The organism is Vibrio sp. OPT20, assembly GCF_963889365.1.
Lineage (GTDB): Bacteria > Pseudomonadota > Gammaproteobacteria > Enterobacterales > Vibrionaceae > Vibrio > Vibrio splendidus.
The window spans coordinates 87,361-109,530 of record NZ_CAWPOA010000107.1; the positions used below are offsets into that span (position 1 = coordinate 87,361).

At 44.5% G+C, this 22,170-nt stretch carries 15 protein-coding genes; 4 read left to right on the plus strand and 11 right to left on the minus strand.

All coding sequences use genetic code 11. From position 1 onward, the window contains the following. Positions 1 to 35: 35 nt before the first annotated feature. Positions 36 to 941 (plus strand): LysR family transcriptional regulator, encoded by a 906-nt coding sequence (locus tag AACR09_RS23485; protein WP_004730495.1) that lies wholly within the window; start codon positions 36 to 38, stop codon positions 939 to 941. 240 nt (positions 942 to 1,181) lie between these two features. On the opposite strand, the gene AACR09_RS23490 is transcribed toward AACR09_RS23485, so the two are convergent. Beyond that, complete coding sequence (locus AACR09_RS23490; protein ID WP_193835791.1) at positions 1,182 to 3,656, minus strand: EAL domain-containing protein; 2,475 nt, start codon at positions 3,654 to 3,656, stop codon at positions 1,182 to 1,184. Then, complete coding sequence (locus AACR09_RS23495) at positions 3,653 to 4,771, minus strand: substrate-binding domain-containing protein (RefSeq protein ID WP_102497672.1); 1,119 nt, start codon at positions 4,769 to 4,771, stop codon at positions 3,653 to 3,655. Before AACR09_RS23495 ends, AACR09_RS23490 begins: the two co-directional genes overlap by 4 nt. An 81-nt stretch (positions 4,772 to 4,852) precedes the next feature. On the opposite strand from AACR09_RS23495, the gene AACR09_RS23500 reads away from it, so the two are divergent. Continuing rightward, the gene (locus AACR09_RS23500; protein ID WP_193835792.1) at positions 4,853 to 5,947 is read left to right on the plus strand and encodes a substrate-binding domain-containing protein; all 1,095 of its coding nucleotides are present in this window, start codon (positions 4,853 to 4,855) and stop codon (positions 5,945 to 5,947) included. Between the two features lie 140 nt (positions 5,948 to 6,087). Here the strand turns inward: AACR09_RS23500 and AACR09_RS23505 are convergent, their stop codons facing one another. Further along, positions 6,088 to 7,770: an alkaline phosphatase family protein gene (locus AACR09_RS23505; protein ID WP_193835793.1), complete on the minus strand. Its 1,683-nt coding sequence runs from the start codon at positions 7,768 to 7,770 to the stop codon at positions 6,088 to 6,090. A 165-nt stretch (positions 7,771 to 7,935) separates the two neighbouring features. Continuing rightward, complete coding sequence (locus AACR09_RS23510) at positions 7,936 to 8,724, minus strand: formylglycine-generating enzyme family protein (RefSeq protein ID WP_193835794.1); 789 nt, start codon at positions 8,722 to 8,724, stop codon at positions 7,936 to 7,938. A gap of 136 nt (positions 8,725 to 8,860) precedes the next feature. Here AACR09_RS23510 and AACR09_RS23515 point away from each other — a divergent pair, with 136 nt between their 5' ends. Then, the gene (locus AACR09_RS23515; RefSeq protein WP_193835795.1) at positions 8,861 to 10,192 is read left to right on the plus strand and encodes an anaerobic sulfatase maturase; all 1,332 of its coding nucleotides are present in this window, start codon (positions 8,861 to 8,863) and stop codon (positions 10,190 to 10,192) included. A gap of 87 nt (positions 10,193 to 10,279) precedes the next feature. Further along, on the plus strand, positions 10,280 to 11,338 hold the full coding sequence (locus AACR09_RS23520; protein WP_193835796.1) for a HEAT repeat domain-containing protein: 1,059 nt from the start codon (positions 10,280 to 10,282) through the stop codon (positions 11,336 to 11,338). Between the two features lie 161 nt (positions 11,339 to 11,499). On the opposite strand, the gene ggt is transcribed toward AACR09_RS23520, so the two are convergent. The 7 genes from ggt to AACR09_RS23555 all read right to left on the minus strand — a co-directional run. Beyond that, complete coding sequence (ggt, locus tag AACR09_RS23525; protein ID WP_193835797.1) at positions 11,500 to 13,230, minus strand: gamma-glutamyltransferase; 1,731 nt, start codon at positions 13,228 to 13,230, stop codon at positions 11,500 to 11,502. A gap of 258 nt (positions 13,231 to 13,488) precedes the next feature. Next, positions 13,489 to 14,556 (minus strand): porin, encoded by a 1,068-nt coding sequence (locus AACR09_RS23530; protein WP_193835798.1) that lies wholly within the window; start codon positions 14,554 to 14,556, stop codon positions 13,489 to 13,491. 1 nt (position 14,557) lies between these two features. After that, positions 14,558 to 15,034 (minus strand): hypothetical protein, encoded by a 477-nt coding sequence (locus AACR09_RS23535; protein ID WP_193835799.1) that lies wholly within the window; start codon positions 15,032 to 15,034, stop codon positions 14,558 to 14,560. Positions 15,035 to 15,043: 9 nt separating this feature from the next. After that, on the minus strand, positions 15,044 to 18,244 hold the full coding sequence (locus AACR09_RS23540) for a response regulator (protein WP_193835800.1): 3,201 nt from the start codon (positions 18,242 to 18,244) through the stop codon (positions 15,044 to 15,046). 213 nt (positions 18,245 to 18,457) lie between these two features. Beyond that, a complete protein-coding gene (locus AACR09_RS23545; RefSeq protein ID WP_193835801.1) occupies positions 18,458 to 18,832 on the minus strand; it encodes a hypothetical protein in 375 nt (124 codons plus the stop codon). A 107-nt stretch (positions 18,833 to 18,939) separates the two neighbouring features. Continuing rightward, complete coding sequence (locus AACR09_RS23550) at positions 18,940 to 21,078, minus strand: ATP-binding cassette domain-containing protein (protein ID WP_065607293.1); 2,139 nt, start codon at positions 21,076 to 21,078, stop codon at positions 18,940 to 18,942. Continuing rightward, a partial coding sequence (locus AACR09_RS23555; RefSeq protein ID WP_228010866.1) for an ATP-binding cassette domain-containing protein occupies positions 21,075 to 22,170 on the minus strand: 1,096 nt, incomplete at its 5' end. The genes AACR09_RS23555 and AACR09_RS23550, both read right to left, overlap by 4 nt.

Genomic DNA, 22,170 nt, shown 5'->3' on the forward strand with positions numbered 1-22,170 from the left:
ACTATAGGGAACCTGCTTCTTTAATATGGAACTGTATGAAAAGTACCGAACTCAATCTAATTCCTATATTTGTCGCTATTTATGAAGAGCAGAACTTATCTAGGGCTGCTAATCGCATGGATATAAGCCAGCCAGCTGTGAGCAAAGCGCTTGCAAGGTTGAGAGATATCTATGACGAGCCACTGTTTCATCGAACTACTTCTGGCGTAGAGCCAACCACATTCGCTATTGATATCTATCCAGCAATGGCTGCTGCGCTGAAAAACTTTACTTCTACCTTATCAGCATCAAGAGATTTCGACCCTAAAACCTCTGGCCGTGTGTTTTCAATTGCCTGCGTTTCCGCAGCGAGTTATGAAATGATGCCAAGAGTCATGCAGTTAATCAGCCAAGTCGCACCTGGTATCGCATTAGAAGTTCATCCTCTATTTACGGAAGATTACGAGTCTGATTTAAGGCTTCAAAGACATGATGTCATTATCGATATGACGCCAAGAGGAAGAACCATGCTCAAGCATGAGGTGATCTCTAAAGAGGAACTGGTGGTGGTGTGTCGTAAAGACCATCCCACGATTGGTGATACTATCGATATGGAACAGTTTTTATCACTTGATCATGTGGTGGTCTCTAGGTGGCATGCACGTAGAAGCTTATTGAGTTCTGAACACTACAGTGACCTTGAAAAACGTAGAATAGTCTATCGAGCTGCTGGCGTTGTTGAGATGCTGCCTGTTATTGAGGGCTCTGATTACATTGGAGTGCTACCTATGTCATCGGTGCGTTGCTTTTCTGAAAAATATGACGTTAAAACTCTGCCTTTGCCATTCGAATTGGAAGACCTCGATATGTGTATGATTTGGCACCCCAGTCGCACTAACGAACCTAGCCATAAGTGGTTGCGCACTAAGCTCAAAGCGGCAGCAAAAGAGTTATCAAGTTAGCTTCTAAAGGGCATGGTCATAGAAAGCATTCGCGCAATTTTAAATGGAAAGAAAGCCAGTATCCCTGAGCTGAGGTAAGCGGTGTTTACTACAAGGGGACGGGATATTGACCTACAAGTTAGAGTCAGGTGGGACTCGTAAGATATGTTTCGCTTGGTGCTGCCCGAAGGCAGCCCTTGTTTAATCATAAATCAGTGAAGGAACTTAACTTACTGAATTGTTTCATTTAAGTAACGGATGCTAAGCCTCTTTTGGGCTCTGTTCTGAGTTAAGCAAGAAGTAGGACACCCAATCATCAATAGGCAAAGGTCGTGCGAAGAAATAGCCTTGAGCATATTTACAACCGATCTGGCGCAGAGTCGTTACATGATTCTGGGTTTCAAGGCCTTCTGCAATCACTGAGAAATCGAGTATTTGCGCGAGCTTGAGAACCGCGCAAGTAATCTCATAATCTACTTTTGACGAGTTAATATCTTCAATAAAGCTTCGATCTAATTTTACGCAATCGGCGGAAAGATTCTTCAACACCGACAACGAAGAATAACCCGTTCCAAAATCATCGATAGCGATCTTGTAACCCTTAGAATGAAGTACCTCGATGGTCCTTGAACAGGTCTCGAAATCTCGCATCATATCCCTTTCTGTGATTTCCAGAAGCAGCTGATGAGGCTGACAATCCGTTTCGTCGAGTATCACTTGTAACTGGTCTGCGAGATCGGTCATATAGAACATTCTCGCTGAGAAGTTGATGGAAAAAATTACGCCCTGTAGGTCCATTCCTGCGCGTTGCCATTCGGTAATCAGATTCGCTACTTTCTTAAATACCCATTTATCAATGTCGATAATGAGATCGCTTTTTTCGGCAACCTCAAGGAAATCGACAGGCGGCAATAAGCCCAGCTTAGGGTGACGCCAACGTATTAGAGCCTCGGCACCAATGATGTCTTGCGAGTCTAAGTTGACTTTGGGTTGGAAGAAGACTTCAAGCTCGTCATTGGCAATGGCTTGATGAAGCCCCATGTTGGTTTCAATCAAGTCATTTACCTCGTGAGTCATTTCGTCCGCGTAGACGCGATATTGATCTCGGCCGTTTCGCTTTGCGTGATACATTGCTGTGTCCGCATTTCTGATTAGAGTTTCACGATCTAAACCATGAGTGGGGTACTCACACACACCAATACTCGCCGATACAAAGATAGAATTATCATCGATGTAATAAGGCTTTCTTAACGCTTGATTTAAGCGGTCTGCGATAGGTTCGCCTTCGTCTAACCCAATGTTTGAGTAAACAACCAAGAACTCGTCTCCACCCATTCGGGCAACAAATCCTTTATCACCCACTAAGTTACTCAATATGTGCCCGACATTGACTAATAAGTTGTCACCTGGTGCATGCCCTAAAGAATCATTAATGGTCTTAAACTCGTCAATGTCGAGGTAGAACAGCAAGAAAGAGGCGTTGTTCTCATAGGATTTCCTGATCTCTTCATCTAACTGTTTGGTTGCCAATAGTCGGTTTGCCAAACTGGTCAGTGGATCGTGGTGGGCGAGGAAGTCGAAGTTCTTTTTTTCTTCCGTGAGGTCTAGGTATGCTTTAGATAGCCTTGAAGCCATATCGTTATAGGCTTTCTCCAAGTGAGACCATTCGTCACTTCGGCCCAAGTTAATTGGGTTTTTTAGGCTTCCAGACTCTAGACGATCGAAGCCATGTCTCAGTGCATTGAGTGGCTTTCGAATATGGTGTCGAACAACGTGGTGAACCAACAACATCGATAATACAACAGCTGAAAAACTGATAATAATGGCGTTCAGTCTTGATAAGCCGATCTCTTTTTCAAGCTGGTCGGTTAATTCTAAGGCTTGGCTTTGTACGCGTGACTCGGTCTTTTCTACCATCTCCAACAGGTCGCTTTGAGCGACTAATAGTGAAGCCATCACCAGCCAACGCTGCTCCAGATTAGCTCTAATGCGCTTCAAAGCGGCGTTGTATCGTTTCACCGTTCGATTGATTCTTTTTTTCTCAGCAATAACCGCCGTCGTTTCGATATCAACGTTTTCTAAGTGGAGTAAGAATATATCGAGTTCTTTCTCGACTTCGATAAGCAGAACTTTCTCCGTTTCTGGCGTGATGCGACTGTGAATGTCTCCAACCATTTTTCCTGAGGTGAGAAACGACTCTCTCAACATGTTGATGAGATCTAATTCATTGTTATAACGAATGAAATTTGGTTGGTCTAAGTGCCTAAGCTTGCTGTCGGCTATCGCAAATTCGAGCTGGTCAAGCTGTTCGGCTAAGGCGGCGTCGATTTGATTGGTCTGCTTTAGAATTCGATTTAATGCGAGCGAACTGCCTAAGAAACGATGGAAGTTATCGATAAAGGCATCAATTTTTTGCGAGAAACCTTCGTTAGTTGATAGGTCTCTGAGTCGTTGAAGCTGGAAATCCACATTAAATGCTTCTTCCGACAGTGTGGTTTCACTGAACAAAAAAGTCTGTTCAAGTAACTTAACTCGAGAGGTGAGCGTAAATACGCGTCGGCTGATTTCAGAGTTAACAATCAAGTCTGATACGTGTGTCGAAGTTTCGTTTTTAAGCGTCGACTCGACGTAATACAGAGATCGAATCACCATGATGACAGCAAAGCTGACAATCAAAAGCGAAAGCAGGTTCGAAATAATGAGTCGTTGGGTGATGTTTATCTGAGGTAATTTCATTGTGGCTTCCAAATTTTCAGATACGCTTCACGGTAGCCATTTTTAGGGTCGTAGATGCCTTTGTCTGACTGGCTGATGAGCTCTTCAACATTATCGGGCGTGACGAGATGCACAGGGGCAGAGTAGCCACTTGGCGGCATTTGATTAAATGCTCGGTTGAGTTCGTCGACTATTTGCCAGCCTTGTAGATACAAGGGTTCAGGTACTGTTGCTAGTTGGAATTGACCGCTATTGATTCTTTTGTACGCGGCCTTGCTACCGTCACCCGCTGAGATGTTTTGTGGTATCAACCGGTACTCCTCGAGGTTTGACTCCAACGAAGGGATAGCATAATCAATGTACAGGTCGTTGATTGCCAGAAGATGAGTGACTTTCTCGCCGTACTTCTCATCTAGGTTCTTTAATGTCGCAGGCATTTGCTCGGCAATTTTATCGAGCGGTAAATAGTTAAGCTCAAGTACATCACAAGCGCTGCAACGCTTGATGGTATTGACCATCGCGTTGGCTTTGATCATCGCGATTTCATAGTTAGGGTCGGTGAACACCACGGTTCTCGCTCGACCGTTTGAGTTTACAATCGCGAGTAGCGCGGCCACTTCCGCCACATCGAGAGGGTCGGTGGTGATGTTGGTGTATAAACCTATTTCTGGATTACCACCGACAAGTTCAGTCGCGTGCCATCCAATGACTACAATTCCTAGATCTTCAGCTTGTTTCAAAATGGTTTTGTGTCGGACAGCGTCAATGCCGCCCAACACAATGGCATCAGGTTCAAAACCAATCGCTTTCCTGATAGCTGCACCTTGGCGCACTTCTGAGCCTAATCCATCGATGAATCTAAGGTGCCAATTGATGTTGGAAATGGCTTCAGATATGCCTTTCCCAACGCCATAAACGCCACCATTACGTAAATCAGACGCGACAAAAATAACGTTCTTTTCATGGCGCACAGCAGGGCCTTGTGTGGGGCCATTCCACGTTCGCTGGTTGGAAACCGCACGCATCACTTTTTCTTCAGCATATTGGAAGAAATCGTCTTCATGATTACCCGCAAAACTCTGAGAGTAGCAAGTAATAGCGAGCAACAAACTCGCAAAATTTAATCTCTTATTCATATGGCTTATAAAACGCTTTAACTTATAATCGCTCTATATTTATAATAATGTTAATAAACATTCAAACATTTGGTAACAGTTATGCCGGGTCAAATTTGTAAAAACGTCTTGCTAACCCTACTGACAGCGTGTTTTTCCCTCCCTTTGTACGCCAAGTCTGACCGGATGAGGGTGGAGGCTGATGCTCAGAAACTCGAAAAATTTCAAGAGACTGTGAGTGGCGAACCGATTCTTTTGGCTCCAATGTCGGTAGAAAAACCGGTTAGAATTGCATTAATTTACCCAAGTGCAGATATTTCTGACTTTTGGACAAGAAATTACACAGCATTGAAGCAAAGGCTCGTCGCTTTGGAGTTACCATTTGAGATCAGCGAGTTCACTTCAAGGCAAATTGAGCACTCATTGCAGACCCAATACACCGAACAAGTGTTGAACTCTGAAACCCCTTACGACTTCGTGATTTTTGGCCCTTCTGAACTGGGTATTCAAGCTGAGAATATTCAAAAACTGTCTGCTTCGACAGAGTTCAAAACCTTTATTTGGGCTTTTCACACGCCCAATGAACAATGGAAACATCAACCGGATAGCTGGTTCGATTTTTCAAGCGCGATGGGGGCCGATGTCCTGTGTGACCATGTGGTGAAAGAGCTCGGTAATGACGTAGAATTTTCAGCGAATCGTGGGATACCGGGCATAACAGATACCCAACGCTCGCAAGGTTTCATTGATTGCGTAGAACAGAAAGGTGATTGGCTAACAGTGTATGAGCATTTTGGGCAATACCAGAAGATAGGCGGTGCCGATGGAATTCGTTTAGTGCTCGGTAATTTCCCCGAGGTGACCATGGTCCACAACGCCAATACTGCGATGACCATGGGAGCGGTGGATGCATTAAACAATGCCGACATGTTGTCTGAAATCTATGTGACGGGTTGGGGCGGTACAGCGAAAGAGATTGAAAAGATTCGTACGGATGAATTGGATGCGACTCCAATGAGAATGAGTGATGATCTTGGTGTGGCGACAGCCGAGGCGATCAAGTTTCACTTAGAAGAGCGTGAAGCAGAAGTCCCACTGGTTTATTTAGGCCGTATCACGGTTGTGCACAACAAGATGAATGATGACCAGTTGGATCAGCTGACCAGAGAAGCGTTTCGATATTCTGGTAAGAACTAGGTTAGATTCAACCTATCCTTTATCGATCAAAAAGAGCCGCTTATCTGTTTCGACTGAATCAGTCTGAATATGATAAACGACTCTTTTAATGAGTGGGTGCTGGATTCGAAATCTAGCTCACGAAACCTTAGAGGTATACTCTACTCAGTGACCTCTTGTAACACCTCTCCAATTGATCCACTTGGTTGGGTTATACCCAGTTTGTTCGAAAGTGTTGGCGCAATGTCGTATGGCGTGACTGCCCGCGAAATCTTCTGGGCTTCAACGTCGTAGCCTGCGAAGATTACAGGGACATGCGTATCGTACTTCCATGGTGAGCCATGTGTAGAGGCGATTTGAAGGCCTTCCATATCGTTAATGTAACTACGCGGTGCAAATACCACATACACGTCACCTGAACGAGCAGGGTGGTAGTTGTTTTTGATTAGCTGCATCACATGAGTATCAGGCACTCGGTTTGCTGCAATATCACTGCTTGATACTGCAAACGCCACACCCTTCACTTTCGCTATTTCATCGGCGATCGCTTCCTGCACTTTAGCTAGGTCAAGTTTCTTCTCTGCGATTAAATCGTGATTCAGATAGATATAAGGCTGTGCGTACAAGCGAATGGCGTCTTTGGTTAGACCAAATTCATCCTTCAATCGTTTCTCAACACCACTCGAGAGCAATGTGTCTTTATTGAAGTATTGAGCTTGATTAAAGCCAAGCGCATTTGCCGCAGGTGAAGATTCAGGAACACCATGATCGGCAGACAATACAATTAATGTATTTTTTAGCCCGACTTGGTTATCAACGGTTTTAAGAAGCTTGGCGATCGTCTTATCAAGTCGAATTAGGTTGTCTTCTGTTTCTAGGCTTTCAGGGCCGTATAAATGCACCACGTAGTCGTTTGATGAGAAACTCACAGACAGATAATCAGTCACTTCACCTTGGCCTAGCTTCTCTTGCATCAACAGTGTGCTTGCAAAGTTTTCTGTGATCTCGTCACCGGCCGGGCTAACGGTTAGCGTTGTGCTGTAGTACTTGTAACTTGCAGGGCCATAAGGGTGAGGGAAGGTGCGTTGGAAGTCACCGAGTTTCACTTTGTGTTCGGTATCGTGCTCTTGCAGCGTGTACTTCTCACGTGGTAATGAGAGCTCCCACTTCTGTTTCGAGTACTGAGCAGCAATTGCTTTCTCGTTCCAACGTGATACCCAATCTGGATACTCGTCGTAGTAATAGTTGCTGGTGACAAACTCAGATTGCGCTTTGGAGAACCAGAAGGCTTTACCACTGTGTCCCGCCAATGAGATTGCGCCGCGGTCTTTCACTGATACACCGAACACTTTTGATTTTCCACTATTGGAAATCGTCAACTCGTCACCAAACGTGGTGGAAAGTATTGGCTCCGGAGAACGTCCATCGCCCTGTGCTGTCTTCTGCGTTGGGTCGATCTCAGTTGCTTTGTCGACACCCGCGCCAGAGGTCAACATTTTGTAGTTGCCGTCTTCTACGTTATACACCAAACGCTCTTCGCTACGGTCATACCAAACGTTACCTACCATGCCGTGTACGCTCGGTGGCGCACCTGTTGCAAGCGACACATGGCCCACGATCGTTTCCGTGTTGCCATGTTGGTAATTCGCATTGGTGTAGTAAGCACCATCATCCATTAAGTACCGGAAACCGCCTTCACCGAAGTTATGCTTATATCGTTCGATAAGATCTGCGCGCAGGCCATCTACCGTGATTTGAAGGACTAGATCTGGCTTTTCCGCAGCCGAAGCTGGGAGAGCACAGAGTAACGCGAGTGTCAGTCCTGAAAGCTTGGTGTATTGCATAGAGTTTCCTTATTCAGTATTGCCGCAGAGTTCAAAGGTTTGGTCAGGTATCTAATATTTGGTCAGATTTCTAACGTGTATACAGTGCGAATCGTATTTTTAGGATTGTTGGTGAAGATTATTGAGTCATAACCGTCTGCACCTATAACTAGCTCGTATTTTTAGCTAGTTCGCATCCTTAACTAAACGCAAGCCCATGTCCGACATAGTGATCGATTGGCTTGCGAAGTCGCGACGGTAACTTTCAGATTCGTTTTCGTCATAAGCAAAGCTGCCACCGCGAACCGATTTATGTGATAAACCAACGTCGCTGTGTTTTGCGTTGTTAGGATTGTCTGTTGGACCGAATCGGTAGAAGGTGTCATCGAAGGCATCAATCACAAACTCACCCACGTTTCCGGTCATGTCATATAAGCCTAGTTCATTTGGCTTCTTTAGCCCGACTGGATGTGCGCTATTTTTAGAATTTGCTGAGTACCACGCAACATCATCTAAGTTATTGGAACCACTGTAAGTATAGCCTTTGCTCTTGTTGCCACCTTTCGCCGCAAATTCCCATTCAGCTTCAGTCGGCAGACGGTATTCTTCACCTGTAAGTTCGTTCAATTGTTCAACGAAGTAGTTCGCCTGTTGCCAACTTAAGTTATTGACCGGAACTTGTGGGTTTTGGAAATAACTGAGAGATGAACCCATCACCGATTCGAACAATTCTTGAGTCACCTCAAACTTCGCAATGTAGAAACTATCTACAGTTATATCTCGCGCTGGTCGTTCTGCTTTGGTCGCTTCAGGATCGTTCGAACCCATGGTGAATGTACCCCCTTCAACTAGCACCATTTCTTGGTCGATTTTTTGGGCGATAGGGTGTGTAGGCACGCTCGCACAGCCGCTTAGGAAAATAGTCATGGTGACGCTGCTGATCGCCGCTAATTGTTTGTAATTGAAAAATTTCATCACGTGCCTCGAATGTTCGAAATAGAGGGCAATTTTAACGTTTAAGGTCATTCCTATTGGTTATAAAGGGTATAACATGCCACTGACTGAAATAGGCATTATGATGGCTACAGACACTAAGATAGGTAGATAAATCATGCACATTACTCAAGGTCCACAATACAATGGTAAAGCGTCTAAACGCTTGCATGTTATGGCTAAGCCAATTGGCGCAGCGTGCAACATTGACTGTAAATATTGTTATTACCTAAGTAAGCAAGATTTGTTGGAGTACAAGAAAGGCAGTTCTCCAAGAATGGATGATGAGACGTTAGAAACCTACATCCGACAATACATCGAAGGTCAAAATACGCCTGAAATTATCTTCTCATGGCAGGGCGGTGAACCGACCATGCTGGGTTTAGCGTACTTTGAAAGAGTGGTTGAACTACAGAAAAAGTACCGACCTGAAGGTGTGTTGATCTCAAACGATCTGCAAACCAATGGCACATTATTGAATGACGACTGGGGGCGATTCTTAGCACAGAACAATTTCCTAATCGGCTTGAGTATTGATGGCCCTGAAATGCTGCACAATGCGTATCGTGTTAACAGAGCTGGCCGTGGTACATTCAAACAAGTGATGGCGGCCGTTGAACTGCTCCACAAACACCAAGTGAAGTTCGCAACGCTGACTTGTGTGAATAACCTCACCAGTCAAAATGCACTTGAGGTGTATCGCTTCCTACGTGATGTGGTGAAGTCACCGCAAATGCAGTTTATCCCTATCGTTGAGCAAAAAACCTTTAGAACGGTTGCGCCACAAACGTCTCAAGTGAGTGAGCAGCTCAAACAAGGCGACAAACGCCTTATCCCCGGCCATAAAGACTCGATTATGGAATCGTGGTGTGTGTCGGACTTGGCTTGGGGTAACTTCCTTATTTCTGTATTTGATGAGTGGGCGAAGAACGACATCGGTAAAGTGTTCGTTCAGTATTTTGAAGCAAGTTTAGAAACATGGATTGGTCGCCCGAACCCGCTTTGTACCCTGAATGAGATCTGCGGTAAAGGCTTAGCGATGGAGCCTAACGGCGACGTATTTTCTTGTGACCACTATGTTTACCCTGAATATAAAATAGGCAACATCCACCACGAGAAGCTTGATGACCTCGCATATAGTGCACCACAACAGAAATTTGGTTTCGCTAAATCACGCACGCTGACCAGTCAATGTCAGCAATGTGACTACAAGTTTGCGTGTCATGGTGAGTGTCCTAAGAACCGCTTTATCAAAACTCGCGCAGGCGAACCGGGCTTGAACTACTTATGTGCAGGTTGGCACAAGTTCTTTTCTCATGTCGACAAGTCGATGGCTTATATCGCTCGTGCGATGGGGCATCCGGTTGCTCATGGCAAATTCAGTGATTCAGTATTGATGGCACATCGTGCAAAACAGGCGCAACAAACTACGTTCGAGACCAAGTTTTAACTCGTTTTTTGGGTCAACAGGTCCAAGACAAATTTAATCAGATACGAGTCTAAGGACAGGCTAAGTTCTCCAGTTTAAGGTAATACTATGATGAAGAAGAGTTTAGCGACGGCTGTTGCTCTATTAGTTTCAACGTCCGCATTGATTTCAACGTCAGCAATGGCAGCGAATAGCGTTGAGCAAACTGTTGACGCACCGGCAAAAAATATCAATCAAGTGCTCGAAATGACGGACACTCAAACCCGTATTCAACAGTTGTCTTACATGGCACAAGATCAGAATCAATCTGTTGAAAATCGTACTGGTGCACTGCAAGAGCTTGCTTCATACCCAAGCCAGAATGCGCTGGTGGCGGTGGCAAGAGGTTTGAAAGATCAAAACCCTGAAGTTCGTGAGGCTTCGATTATCGGTTCTTCGCCATATCAACTTGAGCACCGTTGGGCGTTAGTTTCGCCTTTGCTGAGCGATACAGATTCTATGGTTCGTCATTCAGCAACATCGAACTTAGTACGTGATTACAATACGTTAGATAAAGAACAGAAAGCACAAATCGAACAACCTGTCGCTGAGTTAATCACATTCTTGGAATCACAAGAATCTGAAAAGTTTCAATTGTTGTTCGCTGACGTGCTCCGTTGGCACAATGAATGGGATAAAGCGGAAACGATTTATCTTGAGTTGATTAATACTCACCAGAAAGACCCTCAAGTTTGGCTGAGCTACGCGGATAACTTCCGAGCTCAGAATAAAGATCAACAAGCGGTCGAGGTGTTGGATCGTGGTTTGAAGAACGTGCCGGACAATGCAGCGATGCACTATTCTAAATCATTAACTTTGGTTCGCCTTGAAGACAAGGCAGCAGCAGCCAAAGAGATTGAAGTAGCAGCAGAACTTGCAAAAGATAACAGCTATTACTGGTACCTGAATGGGGTACTACAAGAAGATTTGGATATCGACAAGTCGACTAAATCGTTCGAGAAGGCGTATTTGATCTCTGGTTCTCCGGAGCAGTTATACGCGGTATGTGATATCTACGTGCGCTACGGCAACGACAAGACCGATGATTGCTTAAGTGAGCTAGGTAAAGTGGCTCCTGACTATGTTATTGAGCAGCTGAAAGAGAAGCGAGTAGCGCCAAGCTCATAATATTTGAATGAGTAAATTGATAAGCCGCTTATGAAAAGCCAGTCGAAATATTTGACTGGCTTTTTTGGATCTAGAGTTCTGTTTGGAATGTCTATTAAAGCAAGGCACAAGTTGGAAACATCTAAAGTGGGTGAGCTTATTCTCTCACCCGTTAAGTTAAATTATTCGCCCATTGAGGTGGATGCACGGCGTCTGTCTGTCGCGCCTTGGATCTTGCCATCTATGATTTCAATGGCGTTCAAACCGCTGACCACTGGAATGACATGTACTGGGTAACCGAGCTGCATAAATTCTGGAACCAACATTTCAGCGTAAGTCTTCTTCTCGACCAATAAACCCGTTGGGTCATAAGGTTTGGTGCGATCTATCTTGGTGCCGTATTGGATGTTTGGAAGGTCAATTGCTTCCTGCGCAGACAGATCCCAATCGAGAATGCCCACCACAGTTTTCAACACGTACCCCGGAATTTGTGAGCTACCAGGAGAACCTACCACTAAACGCAGGTCGTCTTTTTTATCCATAACCATTAACGGGGTGATCGCGGAACGAGGTCGCTTACCTGCTTCAATAGAGTTTTGAGTCGGTTTACCGTTTATGGTGGGCTTGGTTGAGAAGTTTGCCATTTGGGCATTAAGAATCACGCCATCGACCATTACCCCTGACCCCATGCCTGTGCCGACGGTGCTGGTCATTGCAATGGCATTACCGTCTTTGTCGATGATGGATATGTGCCCGGTATCTTGGCTCTCAAAACCTTGATACTGAGCGTAATCAGTATCGGTTAGTTTGCCTGCTTTTGGCTTTGTTTTCGCAATACCAGTCTCTGGAATGAGCTTACGTCGCTCGTCGATGTAGGCTTTGTCGAGTAGGGCAGCAACTGGCGCTTCGATGTAATCTGGGTCACCTGCATAAGCGATGCGATCGGCCTTGGCGATTCTCATGGCTTCGGTCATCAAGCGCCAAGGTTCAACATCAGTTTTAGACATATCGGCTAAGTCATAGGCTTCTAACATTTCAAGGCTTTGAGCAACCATCACGCCACCAGAGGCTGGATAACCAAACGAGACAATCTTGTTGCCTCGGTAGTCACTTTCAATAACCTCACGCTGTTTGACTTGGTATTGTGCAAAATCTTCAATAGAGAGCTTTGCGTGGTCGGCATCGATTCTGCTGTTCACAGTTTCAACGATGTGCTTACCAAACTCGCCACCATAAAGGTACTTATCGCCTTGTTGGGCAATGTTGCTCAGAGTATCGGCAAGCTTAGGGTTTTTCATCAATGTGCCGGTTGGTTTGATTTGGTCGCCATTCCAATACAGGGCTTCGATTTCTGGATCTTCAATCAATCGTTCTTGTTCACGAACCACGATGTCGTAGGTGTAGCTGTTCATCGCGTAACCCTTGCTTGCCAGTTCAATCGCGGGTTGAACAAGCTCAGACCATGGCAGTTTTCCGTATTGTTGATGAGTGCTATAGAGCAAACGAAGTGTGCCGGGAACCGCTACAGAACGAGCCCCTAGAATCTCATTTCGACTGAGTGCTTCTCCATTTTCCATGAACATGTCTGGAGTAGCAGTTGAAGGGGCTTCATCTCGTCCATCAAGTGCGAGGAATTGATCTTTGTCTTTTTGGTAAAACAGCGCAAAAGTACCACCGCCAATCCCAGTCATATCCGATTCAACCACCGACATTGTCATCTGCATCGCCACCATTGCATCGACCGCATTACCGCCTTGCTTGAGTATCGAATACCCAGTGCTGCTTACATATGGATTCGTTGCACTTACCATAAACTCTTCGCCAGTTTCGTCTGGCGTAATTGGAAAAGGATTTGGCTCAGCCGCGAAACCGACCGCTGAAACCAAACTTAAAGATAAAGTCGCTATTCGCATGCGTTCTCCGTTTAAGGTATCTGTTTATTCGCTCTTAGGTTGACTGAATAAAGGCGGTGAAGTTCGTGAGTTTCCAGCCTTCTTACACAATGTTGACCGCTCTGACATTGGAATAAAACCATCTCAATATTCACCATTGAAACGATAGTTACGGTTTATGTTTCGACAGGTTGGACTGAAAAATGACAGTGATAAAAAAGCCCAAGGTAGAGTGACTATCTTGGGCTTTGATTTGAATGACGATTGTTTAATTCTGGGTTAGAAAACGAAACTCAACATGATGGTGTAAAGGACGGCATCTTTGTCATCAAAACCAGTAAGTGCATTGAAATCCTCAACAAAGGCACCGTTTGCTTTACGAGCCTCAAAATATTGCACTTCACCATTAATAGACACGTTAGGTAACACATCATAGTCAACGCCAATTAAGTAGCTGTTCCCCTCTAAGTGTTCATTGGAGTCAAATTGTGCGCCATAAACGACGTAAGGCGTGAATGACCCTAAGTGGTAACCAAGACTTGCGTACATGGATGAAGAGAAGTCGCTGATTTGCCCTTCACTGGCAAGTACAGCTTGACCAAATTCGTATTCAGCACCTAACGACCAAAGTTGGATGTGTTGGTTGTCTGCTGTTGGAAGTGAACCGATGTTTTTAATCTTTACGGTCTGGTCAAAATTGGAATCGAGGAATGACAAATTCCAACGATAATCTTCTCCACTCAATTGTAGATTGGCACCAAACATTCGATTGGTTTCAAATTCAAGCTCAGTTGTCGAATTGAAATCGACTTCGTTGTTATCTTTAATTCCGAAAAACGGAGAGAGTAGTAGGGTAGCTTCATCGCTTACATCGTGAGTCCAGCTCACTTTTATGCCATTGAAGGCAGTAATACCTAATACGGAATTGTATACTTCTGTTGGCGGTCTTGCTGTCATATAGGCTTGGCCGACATAGTAGTATTCAGAGGCAAGGAACAGTGGCAGCCTTAAGCGTCCAATACTTACATCGAAGTCATTAAACTCGTAACCGACGTAAGCCCACTCTAATTGAGGATCACTCCAATCATACTGAGGTGGTTTGACAACTTGCACAGAAGCTTTGAATGAGTTGTAGAAGTAGTCTAACTGAACTCCAAATGTGGTATCGCAGTCGTAACAATTTTCATCAGTAAAACCGCGGTTGATGATGAGTGGATTGTCGTTATCTGAGGTTGCCCAAGAAGTAGAACCGAATCCGCTTAACGAAAAATTATCGGTAAGTTCGATAATGGCAAAAGCCGGAGAGGCAATCGAAGCACATAGCACTGACGTAATTATTTTTTTCATATTATTTCTCCGAACTTATAACGTAGAGAACGTTGGCATTTTGAGGAACCGAAGAGAGTGGGGAGTAACCAATACGGTTTGGTTTGTCATCAAGCCAGTCCACTAAGCTGTCGGTTGACGCCGTTTTGATTTCTCTTGGATAACGCGCTTTTCCTGAAAAAGATAAACCAGCCCAGTGTGCATTCATTTGAGCGGCATTTTTTCCAAGCAAAAGCTGATAAAAGTCCTCTCTTTCGGCACTGTTCTCAGGCCAATCAGACAGTTCAACACGTTTGCCATTGAGGCGTTTAGTTTTCCCTCTATAGAGCTTTCGCGCTTTGTTTATTGATATCTCTTCAAATCCGGAGTCTAAAGAAAATATGGCATAATCTTCAGCGGCGTGAGCAGGGCTGAGAAGAAGCAAGCTTCCTAATAGCCCTACCGCGACTGGCAACATGACTCTGCGGGGAAGTGTTTTTATTGTTCTAATCCAATCCATGGGTATCTCCTAACAAGTCGCACTTTCTATTTGATGGAATAGCTTTTCTTTTCTTACGGGCTTCGCTACATATCCATCCATGCCTGAATCAAAGCACTTTTGAATATCATCGTCGATAACACTGGCGGTTAACGCGATGATAGGCGTTTTGCTTAAGCCTAGGTTTTTCTCATGCTCTCTGATCTCTTTGGTCGCAGTGAAGCCGTCCATAACGGGCATCATGCAATCCATTAGAATAATGTCGAAGCTACTGTCGTTTTGGTACATGTCGACGGCGATTTGTCCGTTGTCGGCGATTTCAAACGCGTAGCCGGCCTTTGTTAACATCACAGAAGCGACTTTTTGGTTAACTCGATTGTCTTCGACGAGCAGTATTCTTTCAGATTTACTCGGAACCGTGTTTTGTACTCTTTCTTCTGGCAATGTTCGCTTAGCTGCAGCATTAAGAATCGGCGTTACGGTCGCGGGTTTTTTCGTAGATTTAGTTTTGTAGGCAGCAGGAAGTGGCATCGCTTCAACGGCGGCAAGTACTTTTTCTTTTAGCATTTCAAATTTGAATGGCTTTGGTACATAGTCATCCATACCTACGTCGAAACACTTTTGAATATCATCATCAATCACACTGGCGGTTAAGGCGATGATAGGGATACGGCGTGTGGCGTTGGTCTCTTTTTCAACGCGTCGAATGTTGCTTGTCGCTTCAAAGCCATCCATGACGGGCATCATACAGTCCATCAGTATCACTGCGTAATGAGGGTTTGCGGTGAACATGTTCACAGCTTCTTGACCATTATTAGCGAACTCGAATTCAAAACCACTTTTACCGACATGAAGCCCAGCAATTTTTTGGTTGATCTTGTTGTCTTCGACGATGAGGATTTTGTGTTGGATCTCTAGAGGTTGCTGGCTTGCCTCTGAAAGCTCAGCTAAACCCTGCGTATCACAGAGCTCAATAGCTTTAATTAAACGTAAGCCGAGTAGGGGCTGTGCGACTTGTGCAGTAACGCTGTCGCCAAGATCCGCAGGCTCACTTAAGAAAGAACGTATCAAACAGATAGTGATGCCATTTTGGTGCAGCTTAGCTAAGTTATCTGCGTGGATATTAGCTAGGAATGCATCATCTTCAGCGAAAACGACAGTAATCGGTTTGTTGTGTTTCTGAGTCGCGAGTTGTTCGGTCATCGCGGAAGTGTTATTCGTTCGCTGAGTTACCTTTAAGCCATAAAGGTTAAGGTCGCATTCTATTCGTGTAGAAAGCATGTTCTCGTTACCCAGAACATAAATGTCAGCGGTTGCCGTGCTTGGTTTCGGTAGCATCATGTCAACGGGTAATTCTAAGTCGAAGTAGAAACAGCTGCCTTCCCCCTTGACTGAATCGAGCTGAATCTGGCCACCCATCAGTTCGACCAACTGTGTACTGATGGCGAGGCCAAGACCAGTACCGCCAAATTGACGTGTAGTTGAGTCATCTTCTTGAGCAAAGGGCTCGAATATTTGCTTCTGTTGTTGCTTGTCGATACCAATACCTGTGTCGCGAACGGCAAATCGAATGGTGACATTATCGTCAGATTGTTCGAGCGTTTGGATTGATAATGTGACGCCACCTTCTGCCGTAAACTTCACTGCATTCGACATAAAGTTCATTAGGATTTGTCTTAAACGGTGATCGTCGATCATCACGCGTGCTGGTGTATCAGGGCTGATATCGACGTTAACCGATATTTTTTGCTCTTTGGCTTTTGGCGCAACAATAGAGGCTATGTCGTATATCGATTCTCTAATCGACGCCGAGTGAGGGCTGATTAACAGCATGCCAGATTCAATCTTCGAGAAGTCTAAGATATCGTTGATCAAGCTCAGTAGCAGTTGGGATGAAGTTTCAATCGTATCCACATAATCACGCTGTGTGGGTGTGAGTGGGGTATCTGCAAGAATCTCGGAAATACCAATAACGCCATTGAGTGGGGTACGAATTTCATGAGACATATTGGCCAAGAAGCTGCTTTTCGCTTTGCTAGCTTGTATTGCATGATCTTTCGCTTCTTCCGCGTCTTCTTGGGCTCGCTCTGCGTCTTCTTTCGCTATCGTAAGCCTCTCTTTTGCAAGTTCTCGCTCGATGGTCAATCGTTCAACTTGCTGCGCAAATAGACTGAGTTCATCTTTGCCTTGGATTAACTTATCCAAAGAAGGGCGAGTTTCGTCATTTTCGCTTTTTAGGAAAGCTAACACTAAATTCAGGTTGTTAGTGACTTGTCTCGCTAAGCTTAGGGTTAAGCCCATCACAATCGTTGCAAGCAGGGCAACGATTGAAATGAACAGAGTTCGCTGTATTTGTGCGTCATAGATAGCTTGCTCAACTTCTTGTTGGAATTCTTGTTTAATCACGCCGCCAAGGCTTTGTAATAAGTTAAGTCGAGCACTCATCGCCTCTAAGCCGACAGAAACTTCTTTAGGAGTCAGTTGGCTGATTGCGTTTAGGTCGAGTAGCGCGTTTCTAATCTCTTGGCTTTGAGCGAATACATCGTTTCGAAATACTTCAACCATCAGTGACACTTGATGTTCGTTGGCATTCAATGAAACAAAGCGTTCTAAGAACAATTGCTGTCTTTCACTCAAGGTTTCAATCTGTTCTGCAAGTTCTGGATCGTATTCTTGGCTACTTTGGAATATCTCAATCAGAGAGGTACCCAGCTTAAATTCTTCGTTTGACCAGAACATCAGCCATTCCAGTTGCTGCAATGCGGTGAGGTGTTGTTGAATTTCCCGTTTAGTGTTTTCGAATGGGACTTTTTCTATTTCGAGCAGTAACTGCTTGTATAAGTCGCTCTGCCACTCAAGGGCATCCAATTTATCGTAGCTGTCAGTGGCTTGCATTGTCGATAAGGTTGCTTCGCTGAAGTCGGCAACCAATTGATTCATTTCATCAGAAGCATCCAAAAAAATGATTGGAGACAGGGTTTTTAATTCAGCTTTTACTTGATTGCTTTGATTTTCAAACTCCTCAGGGCTAGAGGCCAGAGTGCTTCTATAAAGAACCGAGATATCTTGAAGGTACACAGATAACTGATTGGTTCGTTCAAAATCGGTCAACTGAGTCGTTAAAATATAAGCCTGTCTACCTGCAAGGAAGAGTAATAATGAAATGGGAAGTAGAACTAAGCCAAAGAGTTTATGTTTGACTGAAAGGTTATTCCAGACCGTAATCGCCATATAAGGATCCATCCAACTGTTTTTATATAAAAACAGTAGAATAAAAATGCCGATATGGAAACTTTGAAACCGCAAATTTAATAGAAGTGTGGGAGGGGTATAAGTTCTTGTGATTCCAGAGCTTATTTTGATATACGTTCTTTTATTAGTAATTTATAGCGTTTGGCAGTTTGTTTAATTTTATGCTTATTGATGAATAACTTAAAAAGCGTACTAATGAGGACGATTGTTATCGAGGCTTAATTCGAAAAGAAGTTGCTTTAAAACCGTTTTTGCAGAGGGCTCTAATGTCCAAATACCGAGCATTCTGTTCAACGCGGCTCGATATGCTCTGTGTTTGAGTAGGAAGGCGAGCGTGCTCGTATCGTTGCTCAAAACATGCATTTGTACGACTGTGAGCTCAGCTTTGTTTTCGATATCAATTTTCTGAAGATTGAAAGCAGGCAGGAATGAACATTCGTACCAAATCTCAATGATCTCTCGAAGTTCGATTTCTTCTTCGGGCACGTCACAGCCCTGAAATATATGATTCTCAGGAATTGCGGATAAGTAAGCAACATCAAGCTTGTCTGCAACGAATGTGTACATTTGTTTCCTTGTTACCTGTGGTATTGGGTCGAATCATCTCTCTCACTAATGATTTTGTCAATTACATCCATGTCGCGAAATGACGAATTGTGAGTAAGCGTTATGATTTAGCTCAAACTGTTTAAGTATTTGTCTGTTAAGCCAAAATATTTCAAGTTTCCATCTGGCTCTAGAACCAAACTCATGTTGGATGTGGCGATTAAGCCGGGATCGTTAGTCGAAAAAATGACTGTTTTATTCAGCAACTTATCGCTAAACAAACGGTTAAAGTATTGCGCGTTTTCTTGCTCGGCACCGTTGAAGGGCTCATCAATGATTATCAGAGATTGCTCACAGTTGCCCAAGCCAAGGGCCAAACGAAGCTTTTGCTGAATTCCATTTGGAAGACCTTTGCACTTATCGACACTCAATTGAGTCGCTAAGCCTTCTGGTAGCCATTCGTCCAGTTCGAAGAAGCTCACCATCTCTTGCATCTTCTCTGTTGGAATGAGGCCGTTATGCAGAATGAAGTTGGTTTCTAGTGAGCCTTCAAAAATATGCAGGTTAAAAGGGATGTAGTTAATTGAGGTGCGATAACGGTAGCTATTGAACTGCTTGATGTTGTAGCCGTCAACGGATACTGCGCCTTGATAACGATCCTCTAAGCCAGCAATGATTGAGATGAGTGTTGTTTTCCCACAACCGGTAGGGCCACAAATGACGACTTTTGCACTGGGTGGTATCTTAAAGCCAAGGTTGGTTAAGCCGGTCGCCGCACCTGTGTAACGATGACTGACACCACTGCCAACAATACTGCCTTGGAACAAGCGAATAGGCGGGCTCTTCTCTAAGGTCAGTTTATCGTCATTCATCGACATTAAGTTATTGATCTGTGCGGACGAAGCCTTAATCGACTGGAATTTAGAAATTGAGTTGTAGATACCCATGATCGGACCTAACGCCTTCCAAACCAATATCACTGTCGCGAGCATCGCACCAGCATCAGAAGTCCCTTCCATTACTCCGATTACTGCGGTCACGATACTGGCAGTACCAATCACCTGAATCAAACTGCCGCCAGCGGCCTGAATCTTACTGTTAGTCACGGCAACGTTCTCGGCATCACTGGTGCTTTGCATATGTGAAGCACTGAATCGAGATTGAACGACACGAAGTAAAGGCAGGCCTTGGATAGTTTTGATACCACGAAGGATTTCATTCCATTGATACGAGACCATCGCATTGGCGCGCGAGCTTTTGGATGTGGCTTGAGAGTAGATATAGCGAGAATACACACAGAACACCAACATCAAGATTAAGCCACCCATCACCACCAATGCCGCTGTACCAGACATCAGAGCAATGGCGATGATAAATACAATCACAAACGGCATATCAAAATAGCTGAGGGTTGATTCTGCAGTCACTAAGCGGCGGAACGTATCGATATCTTTCAAACGAGCCAACTGCGACGAAACCCCAGCGGTTGATGTCATCGCGTAGGGCAGCCAGAGAAGTTTCGATATTACGGCTTGTGAGATGTGCACCGCGAGATCTTTACCGGAAGTGGCAATGATATTTACCCGCATTTTCTTAAAGAAGTATTCAGAGAAGCCAACAATAATGGCAAATAAAGTGAGCCAATAGAGCGTTGCTTGAGAACTCGAAGTGAGCGCGAAGTTATACACACTCATAATAAAGAAAGGCTGTAACGCGCCCAGTATACTGATGACGAAACTGAGTATGATCAAGCTTTTAAGTTCGTTGTTATAACGATAGAAAGCGTATTTTATCCAATTGCTTCTGTCTTGCGATTCCGGCGGTGGTTCGCGGAATAGACGAGAATATTCGCTAATCGAAATCAGCAAACATGGCTTTTTACACATTGGGTATTCAATGGTGTTGTTGTTCGTGTAATCAAACAGGAGTAACTTTCCATCCTTAGTACCTAAGAAAATGGCGCTAAGGTTCTCTATCTCAATAAAGCATGGGTGAGGGTACTGATCGATATTCTCGAGAGTTTTTAGCTTGGTCACATCACAGCGGTATCCAAGACGCTCTATAGTCGCAGTAAAACTGTCGCTATCTTTTTGTTTAGGAATAAAAGCGTCACTGAGGATAGACGGCGTGCCTTCCCATTCCAGTGCAATTAAGGTGTAAGCTAGGCCACGAATCAGCGGTGACTGACTGTAGCGTTCATCATAACCACTTGCTTCAAAGTCCAACACCCGCTGCGGAACATTGTTGAAATCAACTAGGATGCTCATTGATCACCTCCGGTAAGTTTTACGCGTTTGAGGCGGTGGTTTAGTTTGTCCATCTTATTACTGGCGATGATTAGGATTTTGTCATTGGCACGATAGGCGGTACTGGTCAGCACCACTCGTGCAAATTCCTCATCATAGACACAATCGATATCATCAAATATCAATACACGCTTACTGGCGAGCAGGGCGCGAACCAATAATAAGGCGTAACCTACTTGGCGTGAGAATGGATTGCGCATGTGGCCTTTGAGTTCTGTGTAAAAACCAGCAGGAAGCCCATCGATTTGTGCCTTGATGTTCATGGTCTCGCAAAGTGCAAACGCCGTATTATTCAAACTTGGTCGGAAGCAGGTTAGGTTATCGATAATCGTCCCTTCTACGAACGAGCTTGTTTTATCGACCATCAACACACTGTTGCGCCAAACGTTGTAGTTAACGTCATCGAGAGGCGTGTCGTTAATCATGATATCGAGTTTGCTATCACTGTTCTGGCGCGTAATACAGTTAGCGAGGTGGGTCTTACCTGATCCACTTTTCCCTGTAAGTAAATAGGCTTGCCCAAGTTCGAACTCGATACGCTGTTTTTGAGAATACTTAACCGAAATACGTTCAACCTCTGTTGTCTCATGCTGATGTTCAACCGAAGCCGCCAGCTCAAGCAGTTCGGCGATACGTTGTATGTGGAGTTTGTTTAACTCCCAACGGCTCGCGGTGCGCATCACTTGTTGATAAGGCGCAAAATAACGGTTGGTTAGCATGATGATCGCGGCCATGATGCCTTGGCTAGATTCCATATTGATAACGGCCGTTGCCAGTACCACAACAACACAAGCTATAGAAAGTTGTTGGATGAGCGCCAATATTAGGCTGAAGTTCGATTCAATCTGCTCATATTTGATGTTCTCAACTTCGCGCTCTTCGACCATTTGTGTCATCAGGCTTTCAACGCGGTATTCCATATTTCGAGCTTTGATATCAAGCGGGCTAGAGATGATCTCGATGATTTTGGAGGTGGTTAACCCTTCGATGTCTGACTTATTCTGCAAACTACCAATCTTTTGTTTGGAAAGGCTCCACGCGAAAATAGCCAAG

Coding starts and splice junctions, on each gene's coding strand:
- AACR09_RS23485 (WP_004730495.1), top strand. CDS start 36: ATGAAAAGTACCGAACTCAATCTAATTCCTATATTTGTCGCTATTTAT.
- AACR09_RS23490 (WP_193835791.1), bottom strand. CDS start 3,656: ATGAAATTACCTCAGATAAACATCACCCAACGACTCATTATTTCGAAC.
- AACR09_RS23495 (WP_102497672.1), bottom strand. CDS start 4,771: ATGAATAAGAGATTAAATTTTGCGAGTTTGTTGCTCGCTATTACTTGC.
- AACR09_RS23500 (WP_193835792.1), top strand. CDS start 4,853: ATGCCGGGTCAAATTTGTAAAAACGTCTTGCTAACCCTACTGACAGCG.
- AACR09_RS23505 (WP_193835793.1), bottom strand. CDS start 7,770: ATGCAATACACCAAGCTTTCAGGACTGACACTCGCGTTACTCTGTGCT.
- AACR09_RS23510 (WP_193835794.1), bottom strand. CDS start 8,724: ATGAAATTTTTCAATTACAAACAATTAGCGGCGATCAGCAGCGTCACC.
- AACR09_RS23515 (WP_193835795.1), top strand. CDS start 8,861: ATGCACATTACTCAAGGTCCACAATACAATGGTAAAGCGTCTAAACGC.
- AACR09_RS23520 (WP_193835796.1), top strand. CDS start 10,280: ATGATGAAGAAGAGTTTAGCGACGGCTGTTGCTCTATTAGTTTCAACG.
- ggt (WP_193835797.1), bottom strand. CDS start 13,230: ATGCGAATAGCGACTTTATCTTTAAGTTTGGTTTCAGCGGTCGGTTTC.
- AACR09_RS23530 (WP_193835798.1), bottom strand. CDS start 14,556: ATGAAAAAAATAATTACGTCAGTGCTATGTGCTTCGATTGCCTCTCCG.
- AACR09_RS23535 (WP_193835799.1), bottom strand. CDS start 15,034: ATGGATTGGATTAGAACAATAAAAACACTTCCCCGCAGAGTCATGTTG.
- AACR09_RS23540 (WP_193835800.1), bottom strand. CDS start 18,244: ATGGCGATTACGGTCTGGAATAACCTTTCAGTCAAACATAAACTCTTT.
- AACR09_RS23545 (WP_193835801.1), bottom strand. CDS start 18,832: ATGTACACATTCGTTGCAGACAAGCTTGATGTTGCTTACTTATCCGCA.
- AACR09_RS23550 (WP_065607293.1), bottom strand. CDS start 21,078: ATGAGCATCCTAGTTGATTTCAACAATGTTCCGCAGCGGGTGTTGGAC.